This window comes from Streptomyces niveiscabiei (genome assembly GCF_033794345.1).
GTDB lineage: Bacteria > Actinomycetota > Actinomycetes > Streptomycetales > Streptomycetaceae > Streptomyces > Streptomyces niveiscabiei.
The window spans coordinates 130,014-149,916 of record NZ_JARAYJ010000019.1 but is presented as its reverse complement, the minus strand read 5'-3'; the positions used below and the strand labels follow the sequence as shown (position 1 = coordinate 149,916).

Here is a 19,903-nt window from a genome sequence, read left to right as displayed (position 1 = left end):
ATAGCTAGGGTGATCCGGATGTTCAGTCCCGAGGGCCCCCGTCTGCGTGAACTCGCCGTCCAGGCGCTGTCGTCCGTCGAGCACGGCTACGACCTGCTCGCGCCGAAGTTCGACCACACCCCGTTCCGTACGCCCGACTCCGTGCTCGACGCGACGGCCGAGGCGCTGAGGGGGATGGGCCCGTACGGCGACGGGCTCGACCTGTGCTGCGGCACGGGCGCGGGGCTCGGGGTGCTCGGCGAGGTGTGCGGGAGCGTGACCGGCGTCGACTTCAGCGCGGGGATGCTGGAGCGGGCGAAGGGGCGGGGCGCGCGGCTCGTGCGGGCCGACGCCAGGGCGCTGCCGTTCGTCGCGGGTTTCGATCTCGTCGTCAGTTTCGGGGCGTTCGGGCATTTCCTGCCCGGCGAGCTGCCGGGCCTGTTCCGCCAGGTGCACACCGCGCTGCGGCCCGGCGGAACGTTCGCGTTCCCCGTCGGCGCCCCGCCGAAGGCGTCGACTCCCGCGTACTGGGCGCTCCTTGGCTTCGACGGCGTCATGCGGGTCCGCAACGCGCTGTGGCGTCCCCCGTTCGTGATGTACTACCGGACCTTCCGACTCGCCGACGTACGGCGGGAGTTGGAGCGCGCCGGGTTCGCGGTGAGCCTGCGCGCGCTGCCGGAGTTCGGGACGAGGGACGACGGGAGCCCGAGGGCGCGACTGGTCGTCGGCCGCAAAGGCAGCCGCAAAGGCAGCCACGAAGGCAGCCACGAAGGCACCGGTCACAGCGACGCGTAGACCGCCTCCACCAGCGCCAGCTTCCGCGGATCGTCCACGATGTGCGGCCCCATCCGGTTCATCACGTACCCCATCGACACGCCGGCCTCCGGATCCGCCAGCCCGCAGGACCCCCCGAACCCGTCGTGCCCGAACGCCCGCGGGTTCGGCCCGTACGACTGCCGCTCGCCGCTCAGCCACAGCCCGAGCCCGACCTCCGTGTCCCGTCCGAGCTGGGCTCCGAGGACCAGGTCGCGGCAGGCGCCCTGCCCCTCGCGGACCCGTTCGACGGCCGCGGGGGAGAGGAGCCCCCGGTCGCCCGCGAGCAGCCCGTACAGCTCGGCGACGGCCCGCGCGGTGCCGTGGCCCCCGGCCGCCGGGATCTCGGCGGCGCGCCAGGCGGGGGAGTTGGCGGCGGGCGCGCCGACGGGCGGGTTGGCGAGCGCGGCGAGGGCGACCGGGGTCAACGAGGCGAGCATGGCGGCCTGTTGGGTGCTGGTCAGGGCGGGCGGCGCGACGAGTTCGGCGGCCCGGTCGGCGTCCTTCTCGGGCAGGCCGATGGTGAAGTCGATGGAGAGGGGGCCGGTGATCTCCTGTGCCAGGAAGGCGCTGGGGAGCCGGCCGGTGACGCGCCGGACGACCTCGCCGATCAAGTGGCCGAAGAGCAGGGCGTGATAGCCGGAGACGGTGCCGGGCTCCCACAGCGGGGAGGCCGCCGCGAGCCGGGAGACGGTCAGCTCCCAGTCGTACAACTCGGCGACGCTGTGCGGGACATGGAGGCCGGCGAGGCCCGAACGGTGGGACAGCAGGTGCCGTACGAGGACCCCCTCCTTGCCGTTCGCGGCGAACTCGGGCCAGTAGCGGGCGACTTCGGCGTCGAGGTCGAGAAGCCCGCGCTCGGCGAGGAGGTGGGCGCACAGGGAGGTCACGCCCTTGGTGGTGGACCAGACGTTGACGACCGTGTCCCGCTCCCAGGGCCGGGTGCGGGCGGCGTCGGCCCAGCCGCCCCAGAGGTCGGCGACCGGCTGCCCGGCCACGAACACGGTGACGGCGGCGCCGAGTTCGCCCCGCTCGCGGAAGTTCTCCTCGAACGCGGCCCGCACCGCGGCGAACCGGTCGTCGCAGTGGCCGTGCACCTCGGTCATGGGTCCTCCGCAGGGGTTCGGGAAGCCGGGCACCCAGAACGTACCGACCGGTCGGACGGAGGGGAAGGGGCGGCTCCGGGAAAGATCCGGCCGGTAGAGCGCGTCACCCGGTGACCACCACGGAAGAGCCCCGCCCCCTCGATCGCGTCGCACAGATGTCATCCCCCCGTCACCCCGCAGTCCCCCCTCCCCTCGTATCGTCATCGCGCCCGATGTCGCTTTCGCCGGGCGTATGGAGGTATGAGCGCATGGGGCGCCCCGAGAGGCCGCTGGACCCGCAGGACGGCCCTGTCCAGCGGCTCGCGCACGGGCTGCGGGAGCTGCGCCGGGAGGCGGGCGGACCGTCGTACCGGACGATGGCGGAGGCGGCGGGCTTCTCGACGAGCACGTTGTCGCAGGCGGCGGCGGGGGAGCGGCTGCCGACGCTCGCCGTCCTGCGCGGCTACGTGACCGCCTGCGGCGGTGACCCCGCCGAGTGGGAGGCGCGCTGGAAGGAGGCCGAGGGCGAGACCAGCCGCGCGCCCGAGGCGGCGTGGGCGCCGTACCGGGGCCTCGCCCGGTTCGAGCCGGACGACGAGCACCTGTTCTTCGGCCGGGACCGGATGGCCGACGAGGTGACGGAGCTGGTCCGGGAGAAGCGCCTCGCCGTGCTCCTCGGCCCCTCAGGGAGCGGCAAGTCGTCCCTGCTGCGGGCCGGTGTGATCCCCCGCCTGCGCACGGAGATCGCGGCCCGCGAGCGCCGGGCGGACCTGCGCATCCTGACCCCGGGCCCGACCCCGGCGACGACGTACGGCCACCTGTTCGCGGCCGTCGGGGAAGACCCCGCTCCCGACGAACAGTGGCTCCTCGTCGACCAGTTCGAGGAACTCTTCACCCTCTGCCGGGACCCCCGGGAACGCTCCGCCTTCATCACCCGCCTCCTCACCGCCCACCCGCGACGCCACCTCCTCATAGCCGTCCGCGCCGACTTCCGGGCCCGCTGCGCCGAACACCCCGCCCTCGCCGAAGCCCTGCGCACCGCGAGCCTCTCCCTGGGCCCCCTGACCCCCGAGGAACTCCGCGAGGCCGTGGTCGGCCCCGCCCAGCGCGCCGGCCTCGTCGTCGAGCGCGCCCTCACCGCCCGCCTCGTCGCGGAGGTCCAGGGCGAACCCGGCGCACTGCCCGCCCTCTCGCACGCCCTCCTGGAGACCTGGCGCCGCCGCAAGGGCCGCATCCTGACCCTCGCCGGGCACGAGGAGGCCGGCGGCGTCGGCGGCGCGCTCGTCGCCACCGCCGAGGACGTGTACGGCGCCCTGTCCCCGGCACAGGCCCGCGCCGCCCGCCACCTGCTCCAGCGGATGGTCGTACCGGGCGAGGGCACCCCGGACACCCGCCGCCCCCTCACCCGCGCCGAACTCGCGCAGTGGGCCTGTCCCGACGTACCCGCCGTGGTGGAGCGTCTCACCCGGGCGCGCCTGCTGACCGCCGACGAGGACGGGGTGCACCTCGCGCACGAGGCGCTGATCGGCGGCTGGCCGCGCCTGCACGGGTGGATCGAGGACGACCGCGAACGCCTCCTCCAGCACCGGGCGCTCGCCGAGGCCGCCCGCACCTGGCGCGAGCACGACCACGACCCCGGCGTCCTGTACCGGGGCACCCGGCTGGCCCGCGCCGAGGAACTCTTCCCCGACCACCTGGCCGACCCCGCGCTCACCGCCCCCGAGCGGACCTTCCTCATCGCCGCCCTCGACGCCCGCGCGGCCGAGCGGCGGGCCGCCGCCGGGGCCGTACGGCGTCACCGCGTGCTGACGGTGTCGCTGGCGGCCGTCCTCGCGGTCGCGGTGATGACGGGCGTCCTGGTGTGCCGCGCGCAGGACGAGAACCGGCTCCAGCGGACCCGGGACGCGGCCCGCAGGGTCGCCGCCGTGGCCGACGCGCTGCGCACCACCGACCCGCGCACGGCGCTCCTCCTCGGCGCCGCCGCCTGGAGCGTCGCCCGGCTCCCGGAGACCCGCCGCGCCCTGCTCGGCTCCCTCGACCAGACGGAGACCGACACCTTCACCGACCCGGACCCCGGCGACAGCCGCAGCCGCGCCCTCCTCGACGACGGCCGCACCCTGCTCAGCGCCGCCGGCCGCACCTGGCGCACCTGGGACGTCACCGACCACCGGCCCACCGGCTCGGGCCGCGTCCCCTCGGGCACGGTCACCGCCGCCGGGCCGCTCCTCGCCGTCACCGGCGCAGGCCAGCGCGTACGCCTGTGGAACCCGGCCACCGGACACTGGGCGGGCGGCCCCCTGGCCGACGTCTCCGACCTGCGCTTCACCCGCGACGGCGGCGCCGTCCTCGTCACCGAGGGCGACCGGGTGCGGCTGCGGTCGGCGGCCGACGGGCGCGTGCTGTTCGCGAGCGCGGCCGTGGAGACGCCACTCACCGCGCTGAGCACGGACGGCAGGCTCGCGGCCATCTGCCCGTCCGGCGGGACCCCGCAGGTGTGGGACACCGCGACCGGGCGCGCCCTGCCCGGCGCCTGGCGGCAGGACCGCGTCTGCGACGGCGACGTCCTCGCCGTCGACGGCGACCGGCTGGCCGCCGCCACCGACGGCGGCCTCCGCGTCTGGGACACCAGGACCGGCCGCCGTATCGCCGACGCCGACGACCCGGGCGTGCGGTACGCCGCCTTCAGCCCCGACGGCACCTTCCTCGCCACCGCCGACGCCGCCGAACTGCGCGTGTGGCGCCTCACCGACCCGGACGCGCCCGTCTTCCGCCACCCCCTCGACAACCAGCACCTCTACGGCGGCCTCTCCTGGCACGGCCGGAACCTGCGCTACCTGGAGGGCGGCACCGTCCACACCCTCGACCTCGCGGCGGCCGTCACCACCGGCCGGCAGCCGCCCGCCGACACCCGCCTCAGCCCCGACGGCCGCACCTACGCCACCGCCCGCCGCACCGGCGACCAGTACACCGTCACCCTCCACACCACCTCCGACGGCCGCCCCCCGCACACCCTCCCGCCCCTCCCCGCCCCGGCGGACACCCTCCCCCTGCTCGCGTTCAGCCCCGACGGCACCCGCTTCGCGTACGGCGTCTCCGCCCCCGGCCACCAGGCCGCCACCCAGCCCGTGACCGTCTGGGACGTCCGCCGCGCCCGCCCCCTCACCACCCTCGACCTCCCCGGCGACCCGCTGCTCCAGCTCGCGCTGGGCCCCGACCTGTACGTCGCCAGATCCGCGCCCACCGGCGCCGTACGCGACGAGGTGTGGGACCTCACCCGCAGGCGCCGCACCCAGGTGCTGGCCGGGGTGACCGCGAGCCACCTCGGGGCGCGGCCCGACGGCGGGCTGCTCCTCGGCGACGGCCAGGTGGCGGAGCTGCCCTCGGGCCCGACGGCCGCCCGCGACCTCGTGCAGGGCGACCAGGTCGGCGCGTTCGGGTTCACCGCCGACGGCACCCTGCTCGCCGTCGGCGACCAGACGGGCCGGGTCTTCCTGTGGGACGGGGAGGCGCGCCGCCGCGAGGGCATCCTGCGCAACGTCGGTTCCCAGGGGGTCACCGCGCTCGCGTTCAGCCCCGACGGCCGCACCCTCGCCGTCGCCGGGGACGCGGGCGGACTCCAGCTGTGGGACGTCGCCACCCAGCAGCCCCTCGGCGGCCCCGTCACCACCCCCGGCGAGGAGATCGACTCCGTCGCGTTCGGCACCGACGGCACGACCCTGTACGCGAGCAGCGCCCACGTACCCCTCCAGCGGTACGACGTCGACCCCGGGCGGGCGGCCCGGCGGGTCTGCGAGCGAGCGGGGGGCGTCGGCCTCACCCGGGCCCAGTGGCGGACGTACGTACCCGACGCGCCGTACCGGCGGATCTGCGGCCGAGCGTGACGCGTACGGCTGGTGTCCGGCGCGTTAAGGATCGCGTACGCGCAGGTCAAGCCGGTTGTTCAGGCCCGGAGGGGGCTTCTCGAACAACTCCTCGACGCGGAAACGTCGTTCCCGGACAGCGAATCCGCAAGCAGACGCAAGAGGAGAACCAAGGGTGAAGACCGATCTCGGGACCGGGCGCAGGAAGAGGCTGGCCGGGCTGATGACGCTGGGCCTGGCGCCCCTGGTGGTGCTGGCGTCCCCCGGCGTCGCCTCGGCGGGCGGCCAGGAGTGCCTGGGCAACCACTACACCGAGCCGAACGCCGACATCGCCGGGAACTGGTCGACGAAGTACCGGACGCGGACCGTGGCCGTGCAGCAGGCCAGCAAGCCCTGGCAGGACTGGGTGTGGCGCGGCGACCGGCAGCACCTCACGTACCGCTGCCCGACCAACGTCCCCAGCTGCACCTACGCCTGGTCGAAGTCGAAGACGACCGGCTGGAAGTACTCGACGGGCCTCAGCCTCAAGGTCCCCAAGGTCTTCAGCAAGGCGCTCAGCGAGCTGGCCTCCATCACCCCGAACTACGAGCGCAACGGCTCCACCACCACCTCGTTCACCTGGCAGATCACCATGCGGCCCGGCCAGTACGCCGCGCCGATCCAGGTCGTCGAGCGCCGCTGGACGCAGGGCGTGTACGTCGGGATCTACCACTCGACCGGCAGGTCCTGCCTGCCGAGCCCGGGCGACGTCACGGCCAGGCCGCACTTCTACACCTGGTCGCCGAACGAGCGGTGGGGCTCCTGGACCAGCAACATCGCCGTCAACGACTACGGGACGTACCACGTCTGGTCCTGACCGGCCCGCACCTGGGCACCCCGCCGCCCCCCTCCGGCGGGGTGCCTCACCCCGTCACCGCTCCCCACCCAGGATCTGAACCCATGCGCCGTTTCTCCCGGGCCGCCGCAGGCGTGCTCGCCGTACTCGCCTGCGCGCTGCTGAGCGCCTGCGACTCCGCGTCTCCGGCGTCCTCCTCTGTGGCGTCCGCGCCTTCGCCCGCACCTTCGCCCGCGCCTTCACCTTCGCCGTCGATGAAGACGCTGCCGCCGTCCCGTCTGTGCGCGGTGCTGTCGGCCGATGCCGCCCGGCGGCTGGTCCCCGGTGCCCGCTTCACCGCCCAGGTCGCCCCCGACCAGGGCAGCGCCCCGGACGTCTGCACCTACGCCTCCGCCGACGCTTCCGTCTCCCTCACCCCGGCCACCCGCCCCTACGCCGCCGAACTGGCCGCCGCGCACTCCCTGCGCGCCGACCCGGCGCCCGCTCAGATGAGTGGTGTGACGGTCGACGAGGTGACCGGGCTCGGGAAGCGGGCGTTCCGGGAGACCGCGTTCCAGACGGAGACCCGGCAGCGGGTCACCTTCACGGTGTGGGAGGCCGGTGCGCGGGCCTGGGTGCTGACGTACGCGGTCGCCGTCGGCACCCCGGGGACACCGGGCGCCGTCGCCGGCGACCCGGTGGTCCGTGTCGCGAAGTCGCTCAGCGTGCGGTGAGCGCGCGCAGCCAGCGGAGCTTGGCCTCCTCCTGGTAGGGGCCGCCGCCCTCGTGGTCGTTGAAGTCGTACACCTCGATCCGCTTGTCGTCGTGCGCCCACGCGTTGAACGCGGCGAACACCGTCGACGGCGGGCACGTCTGGTCCTCCAGGGCCGCCGAGAACAGGGCGGGGGCACTCGCGCGGGCCGCGAAGTGGACGCCGTCGAAGTAGGCGAGGGTGCGCTGGACGTCGGCGCTGCGGCCCCGGTGCGTCTTCAGGAAGAGGCCGATCTCGCGGTACGGGTGCCGGTCCGTGAGGATCGCGGCGCGCGGGAAGTCGCACAGGAACGGGACGTCCGGGGCGGCGCCCGCGAGGTCCGGTACGAGCCCGGAGACCGCGATGCTGATGCCGCCGCCCTGGCTGCCGCCGAGGACCACCGTGCGGGACGCGTCGGCCAGCGGGTGCGAGCGGGCCGCCTCCACCGCGCGCACGCCGTCCGTGAACACCCGCCGGTAGTAGTAGTTCTCCGGCGCGTCGATCCCGCGTGTCATGAACCCCGGGTAGGCGGGCGCGGCGCCCACCGGGTCCGGGGTACCGCCACCGCCGCCCCAGGCGCTGCCCTGGCCCCGGGTGTCCATGATCAGGTGGGCGCGGCCCGTCGACGCCCACAGGAGGTGCTCGTGCGGGAGGCCACGGCCGCCGCCGTAGCCCACGAACTCCACGACCAGCGGCAGGGGTCCGGTCGCGCCGGACGGGACGGTGAACCACGCCTTCACCGGGTGGCCGCCGAAGCCGGCGAACGTCACGTCGTACACGTCGACCGTCGTCAGGCCCGTGTCGACCGGCTCGAAACGGGCGTCCAGGTCGTGCTCCCGCGCTTCCTGGAGGGTCTTCGTCCAGAACGCGTCGAAGTCCTCCGGGGCCACCGACTCGCTGCGGTACTCGTGGAGTTCTTCGAGGGACAGGTCGAACAGGGGCATCGGGAAACCGCCTTCGGGGAAGTGGCCGGACGCCCTCACCGTACGTGGCGCGGAGGAGGGCCACCAGAGGCCGAAAGTTTTCGGTTCCCGCAGGTCACGCGGGGGGCGGGGGTTTCCGGCGGCGGGGCCGGTTCAGGCCCGGCGGCGCGTCCAGCGGGGTTCCGTCAGGGCCCAGTCGCGCTCCCACTCCGCGAGGCGGTGCCGTAGCGCCGTGCGGCGGAAGACGACGTACCCGACGGCGACCGCGCCGGCCGTGGCGCCGCCCGCGCAGAAGGCGACCGAGAGGGACTGCTGCCACACCATCGCCGAGTTCGGCGGCGGGCGCACGCCGCGGCCCCGGGCGTCGAGCCAGACGTCGACCACGTCGCCGGTGCGCGTGCCCGCGTCGACGGGGGCCGTCGTCGTACGGGGCTGCCCGCCCGGCGGGGTCCAGCGGACGGCGACCCGGTACGACTGCTCGCGACCGCCCGCCGACGCCGGGGTCTCCGGGATGCGGCCGACGACCTCGGCCCGCACCTCGTGCCGCTCGGCGCGCAGCCGGTCGGCGACCGCCCGCCCCTCCCGCTGCGCCCACACCCCCGCCAGCACGCCGACCAGCGGCGCGGCCACCAGCAGCAGGACGGCCAGCGCCAGCACCGTCCACCCCTCGACGACGTCCGACGGACGGCGCAGCGGGTTGCTCCGCCACCGCCAGCCGCGCACCCGGGTCCGTGTACGAGCGCCCATACCTCTCTCGTACCCCGTTCGGGGGGTCTTCCCGCACGAAACGGGCTGTATGGCGCGAATCAACTGCCGAAGGGTCCGTCGAGGGCGGCCCACTGGAGCAGCATGATCGTCTTGCCGTCCGCGATCCGCCCGTCGCGGATCATGGCCAGGGCCTCGGTGAAGGGGAGTTCCAGTACGTCGATGTCCTCGCCGTCCTCCGCGAGGCCGCCGCCGGGGCCGGTGCGGTCGGCGGGGGTGTAGGGGGCGGCGTAGAAGTGCAGGCGCTCGGTGACCGAGCCGGGGCTCATGTACGCGTCGAAGACGTGGGTGAGAGGGCCGAGGGTGACGCCGAGCTCCTCCGCCGCCTCGCGGCGGATCGCGGTCAGGGGGGTGTCGTCGTCCAGGAGCCCGGCTGCGGCTTCGACGAGCATGCCGTCGGGGTGGTCGTTGACGTACGCGGGGTAGCGGAACTGGCGCACCAGCAGGACGCGTTGGCGCTCGGTGTCGTAGGGCAGGACCACGGCGCCATTGCCCCGGTCGTACGTCTCGCGCTGCTGGGTGACCCAACTGCCGTCGCGGCGGCGGTAGTCGTACGTGGTGCGGCGCAGGACGTGCCAGCCCCGGGAGGTCAACTCCACGTCACGGACGCGGACATCGGGGTTGCGGGTCAGGTCGCGTCCGGCCCGGTCGAGGTGCGTGCGGCCCCGGTGGTCGGGGGTGTCGACGCCGGGGCGGGGGAGGTCGGTGGTCATGGCGCGCTACAGTACACGCAGAAACGTGCAAGAACAGGAGAGAGTGTGCATGCTGGCTGCTGAACGGCGGGACCATCTGCTGGGTCTGCTCGCGCGGGAGGGCAAGATCGTCGCCAAGGACGTCGCCGCCGGCCTCGGGATCTCCGAGGACAGCGTGCGGCGGGACCTGCGCGACCTCGCGGCGGAAGGGCTGTGCCAGCGGGTGTACGGCGGGGCCCTGCCGGTCTCCCCGGCCGTCGTGGACTACGCCGCCCGGCAGGGCGTCACGCCCGACGGGAAGCGGAAGGTCGCCGCCGTGGCCGCGGGTCTGGTACGGCCGGGGAGCGCGGTGATCCTGGACGGCGGGACCACCGCGCTCGCCGTCGCCCGCGCGCTGCCGGCCGGCCTGGACTGCACGGTGATCACGCACAGCCCGACCGTCGCGACCGCGCTGCTGGAGCATCCCGCCGCCGAGGTGTTCCTCCTCGGGGGGCGGATCTTCAAGCACTCGGCGGTGGCCTGCGGGGCCGCGGCCGTGGAGGCGGCGCGGAACGTCTCGGCCGATCTGTGCCTGCTCGGCGTGACCGGCGTCCATCCCGAGGCGGGACTGACCACCGGGGACGCCGAAGAGGCCGCCATGAAACGGGCGTTGGCGGGGCGGGCCGCGGAGACGTACATCCTCGCGTCGTCCGAGAAGATCGGCACGGCGTCCCGGTTCCGGGTGCTGCCCTGGGAGGACGTGAGCGGGGTGGTGACCGACGCGGACCCGCGGCACGCCGTGCTCGAACACCTCGCGGCGCGGGGGGTGGAGGTGCTGGCGGCGGACGCTGCGTGAGCATCTCGGGCGGTCAGGGGAGTCAGGCGCCGGAACTCCGGCGGCTCAGGCGGGACGTGAGGAGTACTCGGAGTGCCCGTGTCGGCGATGGTTCCGCCGAGTTCTTCAGGAGCCCTGCGCCTTGGGCGAGAGCCGCGTCGGCGGTGAGGAGTTCGATGTCGATGAGGGCGAGGAGGAGGGGGCGGTAGGGGGCGGGGGCGAGGTGGGGGAGGCGGGCTGCGGCGGTGAGGTCGGCTCGCGCCCGGGTGATCTCGTGGGTCACCAACTTCCGTACCGCGTCCGTCTCCTGGCCCGACCTCAGGTCGTCCTCCGTCAGCGAGAACCGTTCCAGGGTCTGCGACGGGATGCCCGGGCGTCCCTCGCGCAGGTCCTCCGCGAGGTCGTTGGTGAAGTCGAGGCGCTGGCTGCCGTCGATGTAGGTGCGGCAGGCGGCGCGGAAGTCCTCGTCGTCCTCCTCGGGGCCGACCAGGGTGGCGATCAGCATGAAGGCGGGGAAGGTGTAGGCGTCGACGTACGCCTGGTAGTCGGCCTCGGTGGTGAAGCCGGTGAAGTCGAGTTCGGCGGTGGCGGTGGCGAGGTACGTCTCCAGGACGCCGCGCAGCCGGGGGCGGGCGGCGATCGTGTGGACCAGCGTGCGCAGGACCGCGTCCGAACTCGTTCCCGTCCGCAGGGCCTCCCGGACCCGGTGCTCCCACTCGGCCCACGCCGCCGCGCGCCGCGCGCGGGGGCCGGTGTCGAGGAGGCCGTCGCTGTGGTGCATGAACGCGGTGGCGGCCAGGACGTGCGGCAGGGCGGGGGAGGGGAGCAGGAGGCGGACGGCGGCGTACGAGGCCCGGCGGTACCGGGCCACCGTCCGCCGCTGCTCGCCGTAGTCCCGGCGCAGCCCGGGGTCCCGTACACCTGCCGCGTCCAGACTCCGCTTCCACGTGCTCACGCGGTGATCGTAGGGGCTGCCCGGTTCCGCCGTGCAGAGGGTCGGTGAGTGCGGGTTCTAGTCCCAGCCGCCGAAGACGCCCTTGTTCGCCTGGGCGTGGCAGATGTTGTAGCCGCCGGAGGCGTGGGCCTTCTCGGTGTGGCCGTTGACGGTGACGGAGCAGTTGATGTCGCCGGAGCCCTGGAGCTGGGCGGTGACGGTGTAGTAGAGGGCGTTGTCGTTGAGGGGGAGCGTGGTGGTGAACTCGCCGTTCTTGAAGGTGCCTTGGCGGGTGTCGTTGTCGGAGCCGTAGGTGATGTGCAGGGGGCCGAGGGCGCCTGCGGGGGCGGTGCCCCACACCTTGAGGACGACGTCCTTGGTCTTCTTCGTGGCCTTCGTCGGGGCGGGGTTCGCGTCGGTGGCGGGGCGTTCGACGCGGGAGGCCGTCGGGGTCGCCTTGGCGTCGGCGGACTCCTTGTCGTCGCCGGCGCCGGCCAGGGCTCCGATGACGCCGATGGCGACGACGAGACCGAACACGCCACCGCATCCGATGCCGACGGTCTTGCCGACGGACCGCTTCTTCGGCGGCTGCGGGTGCTGCTGGTTCATGTGTCCCCCAGAGTGAGATGCGAGTTACTGGTGAGGGACTGGTGGATGAGGTGTGTGGTTGCCGGAGATCGGTACAAGTCACCCGAACGGGTGATACGGGGCGGAGGCGGGGAGCGACGTGCGGAAGCCGATCCCCCGTACCGACTCGATGCGCAGCGCCCCGCCGAGCTTGCGGCGCAGGACTGACACGTGGGCGTCGAGTGTTTTTGTCGGGCCGTACCAGTTGGTGTCCCAGACCGCGGACATGATGGTCTCGCGGGGGAGGAGTTCCTCCAGGTGGTTCGTGAGGAAGGCCAGGAGGGTGAACTCCTTGGGGCGCAGGGGGACTTCGGTGCCGTCGAGGTAGACGCGGCGGGCGGGGCGGTGGATGGTGAGGCGGCCGTAGACGTCGGGTTCCGCGCGGAGCGGGGCCGGGCGGTGGCGTCTTCGGTCGACCGCCCGCATCCGGGCGACGAGTTCACGCATCCGCAGCGGCTTCACGACGTAGTCGTCCGCGCCGAGTTCCAGGCCGACGACCTTGTCGGTCTCGCTGTCGCGCCCGCTGACGATGACGATCGGCACGTCGCCGCGCGCCCGCAGCTCCTGGCAGACGTCCAGCCCGTCCATGTCGGGCAGGCCGAGGTCCAGCAGTACGAAGTCGGGTGCCGCGGCGGTCAGGGCGGCGTGCCCGGTGGGCGCCCAGGTGACGTGGTAGCCCTGCCGGGCCAGGCCGCGCCGTACGGCGTCGGCGGTGTCCGCGTCGTCCTCGACGAGCAGTACGCGCACGGGGTTCTCCTCACGGGGGGCTGCGGTGACGGTCACGGGGTGTTGAAGCCCGCCTCCGTCATCCGGTACGCCAGCTCCCGCAGCGCGTCCGGGGTGTCGTCCAGCAGGAGCAGCCCGAACGCGCCGGTGCCGAGTACGTCGAGGAGGTTGCGCAGCTGCCCCGGCTCCTCGTCGGCGAGGAGGGACGCGGCGTCGCACAGTACGAGGGTCACCGGGTCCGGGTCGGTCACCGCGTCCAGGCACGCCTCGAACGCGGCCCACGTGTACCCGAAGTCCTCCGGGAAGCCGAGGACGCCGCCCCACTCGGCGAACAGCCCGATCGTGGACCGGCAGTGCGTGCCCCGGACCTCCAGCGCCGGCGACGGAACGGCGTCCAGTGCGGGCAGGGGCCGCAGCCAGGAGGTCAGGGGGCGTTTCGTCGCGGAAGACACGGTGGTTCCTCGGAGTCGTCTCGGTGTCCGGCGCGGACCTCACGTCCACGCCCACCCGAGGACACCAACCGAGTGTGTCGACGGACCGGCGAACACATCACAGGTTGCCGAAGGAAACGACGTACGGTTGAGATGGAGCGGCCGAGGCGGTGCCGGACCCGCTCTCAGTCCTCCGCCCTCGCCCGCACCCCCTCCCACGCCTGGTCGATCGCGGCGGCGTACTGGCTCCTGCTCACCGTGCCGGGGATGCCGAGGCGCCCGCCGAGCACCGTGAACGGGACGCCGGTCGCGCCGAGCCGTACGGCCTCCGCGTGGTCCGCGCGCACCGCGTCCGTGTGACGGCCGGTGGAAAGGGTGTCGCGGATCTCCTCGCCGGGGATACCGAGCCGTTCGCCGAGCCGGACCAGCGTGGCGTGCTCGAAGGCGTCCTCGCTGCCGGTGAACACCTCGGTCTGCATCGCGCGCAGGTACTCCCACGCGAGCCCGTGCGCCTTGCCGAGGTGGACCAGCCGCAGCATGTCCGACGTGTTGCCGACCGGCCGGTCGATCTCGTACCGCAGCCCCTCGACGCCGGCCAGCTGCGCCAGCCCCGCCTCCGTGGCCCTGGCCTGCGCGGGGGAGATGCCGTACGTCCGCGACAGGTGCTCCAGGGTCCGGGAGGCGGTGGCGGGCGCGGCCGGGTCGAGTTGGAAGGTGCGGATCCGCAGGTCGATGGCGGCGGCGTGCGAGGAGGTCCGGACGGCCCTGACCAGCCGGTGTCCGCCGATGTAGCACCAGGGGCACAGGACGTCCGCCCACAGGTCGACCGTCAGCCGGGTCGTGGCGGGGGCTGTTGTCGAGTCCATCGGGGACCGCCTTCCAGTAACTTGATGTCACCCTCAAGATGTGACTCTAGCACTCAAGTTGAGGGTGGCATCAAGATCTGTCGACCCCGACGGCACAACGCAGAAGGGGCGGGCACCGGGCCCACCCCTTCTCCGTGATGATCAGCCGTCCGGCTCAGCCCTCAGCCGAGCAGCTTCGCCGCCAGCGTTCCCGCGTTGTAGGAACCCCACCCGGTCGTGAAGTCCCAGCCGGACGCCGCCGAGTAGGCGCCGTTGCTGCCGCTGGTGACGTCGTGGAAGCCGGTGCCGTTCGCGGCGTACAGGGCCGGGTTGGCGAAGCCGAGGCCGGCCTTGCCCGAGGCCGCCGCCTGCTGGTTGTAGAGGGCCGCGAAGGCCGCCCACTCGGGTGCCGCCGCGCTGGTGCCGCCGACCGAGGACCAGGAGCCCTGCGAGTAGATGGAGACACCGGGCGTCGGGTTGGCGTGCGCGGCGACGTCGGGGACCTGGCGGAAGCCGCCGCCCGCGCTCTTCTGGACGGAGGTCTGCCAGCTCGGGATCTTGAAGACGGAGGATTTGCCGCCACCGCCGCCGGACCAGGCGACCTCCTTGCTCCACGCGTTGCCGGACGTGACCGTCAGCCGGGTGCCGCCGACCCCCGTGACGTACGGGTCGCTCGCCGGGAAGTCGACGGCCGTACCGCCGTCCTTCGCGTCGTCGGAGCCGTCGTCACCGGAGGCGGCGTAGAAGCCGAGCCCCTGCGCGGCGCCCGCCTTGAAGACGGCGTCCACGGCGTTGATGTTGGACGTGGTGCGCGCCGACTCCGCCGCACCCCAGCTGATGGAGGTGGTCGGGATGCCGCTGTCGACGATCGCCTGGTACGTGTCGACCTCCCCGGCGTCGGAGTTGGGCCCCTCGAAGACCGTCACGTTCGCCTTGGGCGCGATCGCGTGCAGCACCTCGATGTCCAGCTCGACCTCGACCTGCCCGTCACCGAGCGCCCCGGACCCGCCGTCGACCTTCTGCACGGTCGGGTTGGGCGAGCCCAGGCCGTAGTTGGTGTCGTACTTCGTGATGTCGGCCTGCTGGAACCCGTCGAACTCCAGCAGCGCGATCTTCTGCCCGCTGCCGGTGTACGTGCCGGACACGTTGTACCCGCCCTTGAGCTGGGCCGGGGTGTAGCCGCCGCCGGGGCCGTCGTGCGGCGACACCGTCCGCGAGATCGCCTGGTGGTGCAGCTGGACGCGGTTGTTGAGGCCGGCGACGTCGCTCACGAGGGAGGCGATGGCGGAAGGGAGCGTGGGCGCCGAGGAGTTGGCGTAGAAGGTCCGGCCGGTGGCCGCGTCCTTGTACGTCGCCAGCTCCGTGCCGAACGCCTTCTGGAGCTGGGCGGCGGTGCCGCTCGCGTCGACGAGGAGGTTGCCCGCGTGCACCTTGCCCACGGTCAGGCCCTGCGCCCGCAGGTAGTCCTCGACCTGCTGCACTTCGGCGTCGCTGCGCCCGAAGCGGGCGGCGAACTGGGCCTTGGTGAGGTAGTGGCCGTACGAACTCGACTTCGGGTCACTGACCTCGGCGACGAACGTGTCCAGCGCCGAACCGCCTCTGGGCGTCAGGCTCACGGCCACGGATATCCGCTTGCCGGAGGCGACCCGGCCCGTGCGGGCCGCGTCGTGGCCGAGGCCCGTGAGGACGTCACCGGCGATCGCGGCACGGGCCGTGTGCGGGGCGTCGGACGCGTACGCGGCGGGGATCGCGGCGGGAATCGCGGCGGTGAGGAGAGCCGGGACGGCGACCAGACCGAGCAGTTTCAGGCGTGACTTCACCGAGTCCTCCGGGGAGTGGGGGGCTGTTCCGGAAGCGGAACGGCTTCACCGTAGGAAGACCGGGCCACCCCTCATAAGCGGGGGAACCCTTGCGTCACGTGTTAACGGCGGATGTCACGTCAACGTCCTGTGCCGGAACGGCGGTTGTGGGCCCGGCTCGGCTGACTCAGCGTCACCGCCGGGACGACCCGCCCGTCGTCCGGCGTGTCCACCGCCGCGCCCGAGGCCAGCACGGCCACCGCCATCGCGTGCGCCAGCGCCGTCCGCGACCGCACCCCGACCTTCCGGTAGACCCGCGACAGCGCCCCCTCCACGGTCTTGACGCTGATGAACAGCTTCGCGGCGACCTCCCGGTTGGTGGCCCCGCCCCCGACCAGCTCCGCGATCCGCGCCTCCGTCGGCGTCAGCCCGGGACCCTCGCCGCGCTCCCCGGCCTCCAGCCGCGCCAGCTCCGCCCCGGCGCGCGCCGCGAGCGGCGCGGCCCCGATCCGCTCCGCCGTGCCCAGCGCCTCACCGAGCACCGCCCGCGCCGCGCCGCGGTGCCGGGCCCGCCGCTCGACCGTCCCCAGCGCGATCAGCGTCCGCACCAGGTCCACCGGCAACGGCAGGTGCCGCAGCCGCTCGACGGCCGTCCGCAGCCGGACGACCCCCTCCTGCGCGGCGCCGAGCCCCGCCGCCCGCAGCCCCTCCGCCCGCTCCAGGGCCGCCAGCGCGCTCCCCGGCACGTCGCCGGAGACCGGCATCCGCGCGCGGGCCTCGCGCAGCACCGCCCCGGCCTCCTCGCACTCGCCGAGCACCACCAACGCCTCCGCCAGATCCGCGTACCAGTGCAGCAGCGGCGGATCGGCGGCGCCCATCGCGGCGCCGATGGCGCGCACCCGCTGGAGCGCCTCGACGGCCGCCGCAGCGCCGCGCGGGTCGCCGGTGAGGAGTTCGGCCTGCCCGAGGACCGCGAGCGCGCGCACCAGGAACAGCCGGTCGCCGTCGGCCTCCGAGGCGCGGACCGCCTCCCCGGCGAGCCGGCGGGCCTCGTCGGCGGTGCCGCCCGCGGTCGCCGCGAGGGCACGCGCGTACAGCACGGGCGCCGTCCCCGCGCCCGCCTCGCAGCGCGCGGCGGTCACCAGGGCCTCGCGGCAGTCACCGGCGCGCACCTGGATGCGGGTCAGCGCGACCAGGGTGGCCGTCGCCTCCTCGACGCCGGCGACGTCGCCGATCACCGCGAGGAGCCCGGTGACCTGCGCGCGGGCCTCGCCGACCCGGTCCGAGTCCAGCGCGAGGACCGCCCGCATCCGGATCAGCCCCCAGCCGTCCGGGCCGCTCCCGTGACCGCCCGTCAGCGCGAGCGCCTCCTCCAGCGCGGCCCCGGCCGCGACCGGCTCCCCGGCCAGCGACAGGACCCGGCCGAGCGTGGCGAGCGCACCGATCCGGGTGTCCGTGTCGCCGAGGGCTGCGGCCCGGCGCGCGTGCCGGGCCGCCTCGGTCAACTCCCCGCACAGCAGGCCCCGTACGGCGGCCCAGTGGTGCAGCAGGCCCTCGGCCTCCGCGTCCCCGGCCACGTCCCGCAGCCCCTCCGCGATCAGGTCGCGCGCCCCCTCCAGCGCCTGCCCGGCGTTGCGCAGCAGCACCACCCGCGCCCGCACCCGCTGCCGCGCGTCCCCCGACCCGGCCAGCACCGCCCCGGCGGCCTCGCCCGCCTCCTCCTGCCGCCCCGCGTCACAGGCGTACCCGGCGGCGGCCAACAGCCGCTCGGCGCGCGCGTGTTCCGCCGGGGTGCGGTGGGCCGCGAGCCGGGCCAGCTCGAACGCGGCGCAGGGCTCCCCGCGCCCGCGCGCGTGCTCCGCCGCCGCCTCCAGCGTGCGCGCGGTGTCCTCGTCCTCGTACGGGCGGGCGTGCGCGAGATGCCGGGCCCGCTCCACCGGGTCGGCGACCGCGCCCGCCAGCAGGGCGTGCGCCTCCCGGCGTTCGCGCACCGACGCGTCGGAGTAGACGGCGGCCCGTACGACGGGGTGCGTGAACCGTACGACCCCGTCGGCGTCGGCCGCCGCGAGGGCGCAGGCCGGGTCGTCGAGCCCGGCGGCCCGCAGCACGGTGAGGCTCGGGCTCGCGGCGGCGCTCGCGACGAGCAGCGTGCGCCGCACGCCCTCCGGCATCCCGGCCAGCAGCCGGGCACGCAGTACCCGGGGCACCTCCAACACCGGTCCCAGCACAGGGGATTCCCGCAGCTCCAGCGCGTACGACGGGTTCCCGGCGGCCGTCTCCCGAAGCGCCCGCAGCACGTCCGGCGCGAGGCCGGCCCGCACGAGCCGGGCCACCTCGCCGTCCGCCAGCGGCGGCACCCGCAGCACGGCCGTGCCCGGCGGACAGCACCCCGCCGGCCCGGGCCGCTCCCCGTCCGCGACCCGCTCGGCGGCCAGCACCCGCAGACCGGGCCCGCCCACCCGGCGCACCACGAACGCGAGCACCTCCGCGCTCCGCGCGTCGAGCCACTGCACCCCGTCGACGGCCAGCAGCACGGGACCCTCGGACGCCAGCTCCCGCAGCACGTCGAGCACTCCGAGGCGTACGGCGAGCCTGCCCCGGCCGTCCTCGGGCGCCTCGCCCCGCAGCAGCGCGCCCCGCAACGCGTCCCGGAGCGGGGGCGTGAGGGAGTCCAGGCGGCTGTCCGGCACCCGCGCGAACAGGTCCACGAGACCGGCGTACGGGAGGCCGGCGTCCTCCTCGGACGGGGAGCAGCGCAGGACCGTCGCGGCCCGGGTGGTCGTCAGGAGCGCGTCTACCAGCGTGGACTTGCCGATCCCGGCGGGCCCGTGGAACAACACGCCGGGGGCGGTGGCCAGTTCGGCCCGCGCGGTGTCGAGCAGCTCCCGGCGGCCGATCAGGAGCACAGCGGTCGGCGGTCGGGGTGGATCATGTGTTCATGACAACCCGATCGGATTCGGCTTGTCAATCACTGTTCACGGCACCGTCACGTGTGCGCGAAGGCCGTTGAGGAGGTCAGTCGGCCCCCGCCCGCACCGCCGGTTCGAGCAGCGACAGCGTCCGCGCCCCCGCGTCCAGTTCCGCCCGCACCCCCACCGGCATCGGCAGGTTCGCCCCCGCGTGCCCGAACTCGACGTTGCCGAGGACCGGGATGTCCCGGTCGCCGAGGGCGTCGAGGACGAGGTCGCGCAGGGTCGGGTCCGGCGTACCCGTGCCGAGGCCGGCGATGCCGTCCGGGACACCGACGACCATGCCCGCGATCCGGTCGAGGATGCCGCAGTGCCGCATGACCTGGAGGTACGTCCACACGTGCGCGGCGAGGCCGCCCGCCTCCTCCCAGAACAGGAGCGCGCCGTCGAACCGTTCGAGAGGCAGGGCGTACGGCGTCGCCTGGTTGAGGGCGATGCGGTTGACGACGCCGCCGACGAGGGGGCCCTCGGCGCGGCCGGGGCGCCAGCACTCCCACCCCGGGGTGGACGGCAGCGCGCCGATCGGCTCCGTGCCGGTCAGCAGCGTCGTGTACAGCCGCTCCAGCTCGGCCCGGCGGGCCGGGGACGCGCGCTGCCAGTGGCCGCCGAGGCCGGGTGTGGCCAGGTCGGTGTGGAAGCCGACCAGGCCCGTGCGGGCGTACAGGACCAGGTGCAGCAGCGAGATGTCGCTGAAGCCGAGGACCGGCTTGGGGTCGGCGGCGACCGCGTCGTAGTCGATGAGGTCGAGGTAGCCGAACGCGGTCTGGCCCCCGTCGTGCGCGACGACCGCCCGCACCTCGGGGTCCCGCAGCAGCCCGTTGAACTCCTCGGCGACCTCAGCCGGCCGCGCCGCGCTCCACCAGCGCCGCCGCCCGGCTTCGAGAAGCGGCGCCCGCCGCACCCGGAACCCCATCCCCTCCAGCACGGCCACGGCCCGGTCGAGATCGGGCGCGTACTCGGCGTACAGCGGACCGGACAGCGAGGCGACGACGACGAGGTCCCCGGGCTGGAGGGCGCGGGGACGCAGCAGTGCGGGAGTGATCATCGACGCAGTCTCACCGCCCCCGCGATCCACC

The 19,903-nt window shown here is 74.5% G+C and carries 17 protein-coding genes; 5 read left to right on the top strand and 12 right to left on the bottom strand.

Annotated elements, in window-relative coordinates; translation table 11 throughout:
- The first annotated feature begins 18 nt into the window (after positions 1-18).
- Complete coding sequence (locus PV682_RS25360) at positions 19-774, top strand: class I SAM-dependent DNA methyltransferase (RefSeq protein ID WP_319733673.1); 756 nt, start codon at positions 19-21, stop codon at positions 772-774.
- Here the strand turns inward: PV682_RS25360 and PV682_RS25355 are convergent.
- Complete coding sequence (locus tag PV682_RS25355; protein WP_319733671.1) at positions 759-1,898, bottom strand: serine hydrolase domain-containing protein; 1,140 nt, start codon at positions 1,896-1,898, stop codon at positions 759-761. The genes PV682_RS25360 and PV682_RS25355 overlap by 16 nt on opposite strands.
- Positions 1,899-2,146: 248 nt before the next feature.
- On the opposite strand from PV682_RS25355, the gene PV682_RS25350 reads away from it, so the two are divergent.
- The 3 genes from PV682_RS25350 (at position 2,147) to PV682_RS25340 (ending at position 7,285) form a co-directional block, all read left to right on the top strand.
- Positions 2,147-5,758 carry an nSTAND1 domain-containing NTPase gene (locus tag PV682_RS25350; RefSeq protein ID WP_319733669.1) on the top strand — a complete coding sequence of 1,204 codons (3,612 nt, stop codon included), beginning with the start codon at positions 2,147-2,149 and terminating at the stop codon, positions 5,756-5,758.
- A gap of 154 nt (positions 5,759-5,912) precedes the next feature.
- Positions 5,913-6,593 (top strand): hypothetical protein, encoded by a 681-nt coding sequence (locus PV682_RS25345; RefSeq protein ID WP_319733667.1) that lies wholly within the window; start codon positions 5,913-5,915, stop codon positions 6,591-6,593.
- An 83-nt stretch (positions 6,594-6,676) separates the two neighbouring features.
- On the top strand, positions 6,677-7,285 hold the full coding sequence (locus PV682_RS25340) for a hypothetical protein (RefSeq protein ID WP_319733665.1): 609 nt from the start codon (positions 6,677-6,679) through the stop codon (positions 7,283-7,285).
- Here PV682_RS25340 and PV682_RS25335 read toward each other — a convergent pair.
- The 3 genes from PV682_RS25335 to PV682_RS25325 form a co-directional block, all read right to left on the bottom strand.
- Positions 7,272-8,246: an acetylxylan esterase gene (locus PV682_RS25335; protein ID WP_319733663.1), complete on the bottom strand. Its 975-nt coding sequence runs from the start codon at positions 8,244-8,246 to the stop codon at positions 7,272-7,274. The genes PV682_RS25340 and PV682_RS25335 overlap by 14 nt on opposite strands.
- Positions 8,247-8,378: 132 nt before the next feature.
- Complete coding sequence (locus PV682_RS25330; protein WP_319733661.1) at positions 8,379-8,972, bottom strand: Rv1733c family protein; 594 nt, start codon at positions 8,970-8,972, stop codon at positions 8,379-8,381.
- 59 nt (positions 8,973-9,031) lie between these two features.
- Positions 9,032-9,703, bottom strand: a complete 672-nt coding sequence (locus PV682_RS25325) for an NUDIX domain-containing protein (protein ID WP_319733659.1) — start codon at positions 9,701-9,703, stop codon at positions 9,032-9,034.
- Positions 9,704-9,752: 49 nt separating this feature from the next.
- Here PV682_RS25325 and PV682_RS25320 point away from each other — a divergent pair, with 49 nt between their 5' ends.
- Positions 9,753-10,517, top strand: coding sequence for a DeoR/GlpR family DNA-binding transcription regulator (locus PV682_RS25320; protein ID WP_319733657.1), 765 nt, complete (start codon positions 9,753-9,755; stop codon positions 10,515-10,517).
- 22 nt (positions 10,518-10,539) lie between these two features.
- Here PV682_RS25320 and PV682_RS25315 read toward each other — a convergent pair whose 3' ends face one another.
- The 8 genes from PV682_RS25315 to PV682_RS25280 form a co-directional block, all read right to left on the bottom strand.
- The gene (locus tag PV682_RS25315) at positions 10,540-11,451 is read right to left on the bottom strand and encodes a squalene/phytoene synthase family protein (protein ID WP_319733655.1); all 912 of its coding nucleotides are present in this window, start codon (positions 11,449-11,451) and stop codon (positions 10,540-10,542) included.
- A gap of 57 nt (positions 11,452-11,508) precedes the next feature.
- Positions 11,509-12,039 carry a hypothetical protein gene (locus PV682_RS25310; protein ID WP_319733653.1) on the bottom strand — a complete coding sequence of 177 codons (531 nt, stop codon included), beginning with the start codon at positions 12,037-12,039 and terminating at the stop codon, positions 11,509-11,511.
- Positions 12,040-12,117: 78 nt separating this feature from the next.
- On the bottom strand, positions 12,118-12,804 hold the full coding sequence (locus PV682_RS25305; protein WP_319733651.1) for a response regulator transcription factor: 687 nt from the start codon (positions 12,802-12,804) through the stop codon (positions 12,118-12,120).
- A 32-nt stretch (positions 12,805-12,836) separates the two neighbouring features.
- Positions 12,837-13,235 carry a barstar family protein gene (locus PV682_RS25300; protein WP_319733649.1) on the bottom strand — a complete coding sequence of 133 codons (399 nt, stop codon included), beginning with the start codon at positions 13,233-13,235 and terminating at the stop codon, positions 12,837-12,839.
- 164 nt (positions 13,236-13,399) lie between these two features.
- Positions 13,400-14,080: a DsbA family oxidoreductase gene (locus PV682_RS25295; RefSeq protein WP_319733647.1), complete on the bottom strand. Its 681-nt coding sequence runs from the start codon at positions 14,078-14,080 to the stop codon at positions 13,400-13,402.
- A gap of 161 nt (positions 14,081-14,241) precedes the next feature.
- Positions 14,242-15,879, bottom strand: a complete 1,638-nt coding sequence (locus PV682_RS25290) for a S53 family peptidase (RefSeq protein ID WP_319733645.1) — start codon at positions 15,877-15,879, stop codon at positions 14,242-14,244.
- 119 nt (positions 15,880-15,998) lie between these two features.
- On the bottom strand, positions 15,999-18,764 hold the full coding sequence (locus tag PV682_RS25285) for an AAA family ATPase (protein WP_319733643.1): 2,766 nt from the start codon (positions 18,762-18,764) through the stop codon (positions 15,999-16,001).
- Positions 18,765-18,873: 109 nt separating this feature from the next.
- The gene (locus PV682_RS25280; RefSeq protein ID WP_319733641.1) at positions 18,874-19,872 is read right to left on the bottom strand and encodes a S66 peptidase family protein; all 999 of its coding nucleotides are present in this window, start codon (positions 19,870-19,872) and stop codon (positions 18,874-18,876) included.
- Positions 19,873-19,903: the final 31 nt, after the last annotated feature.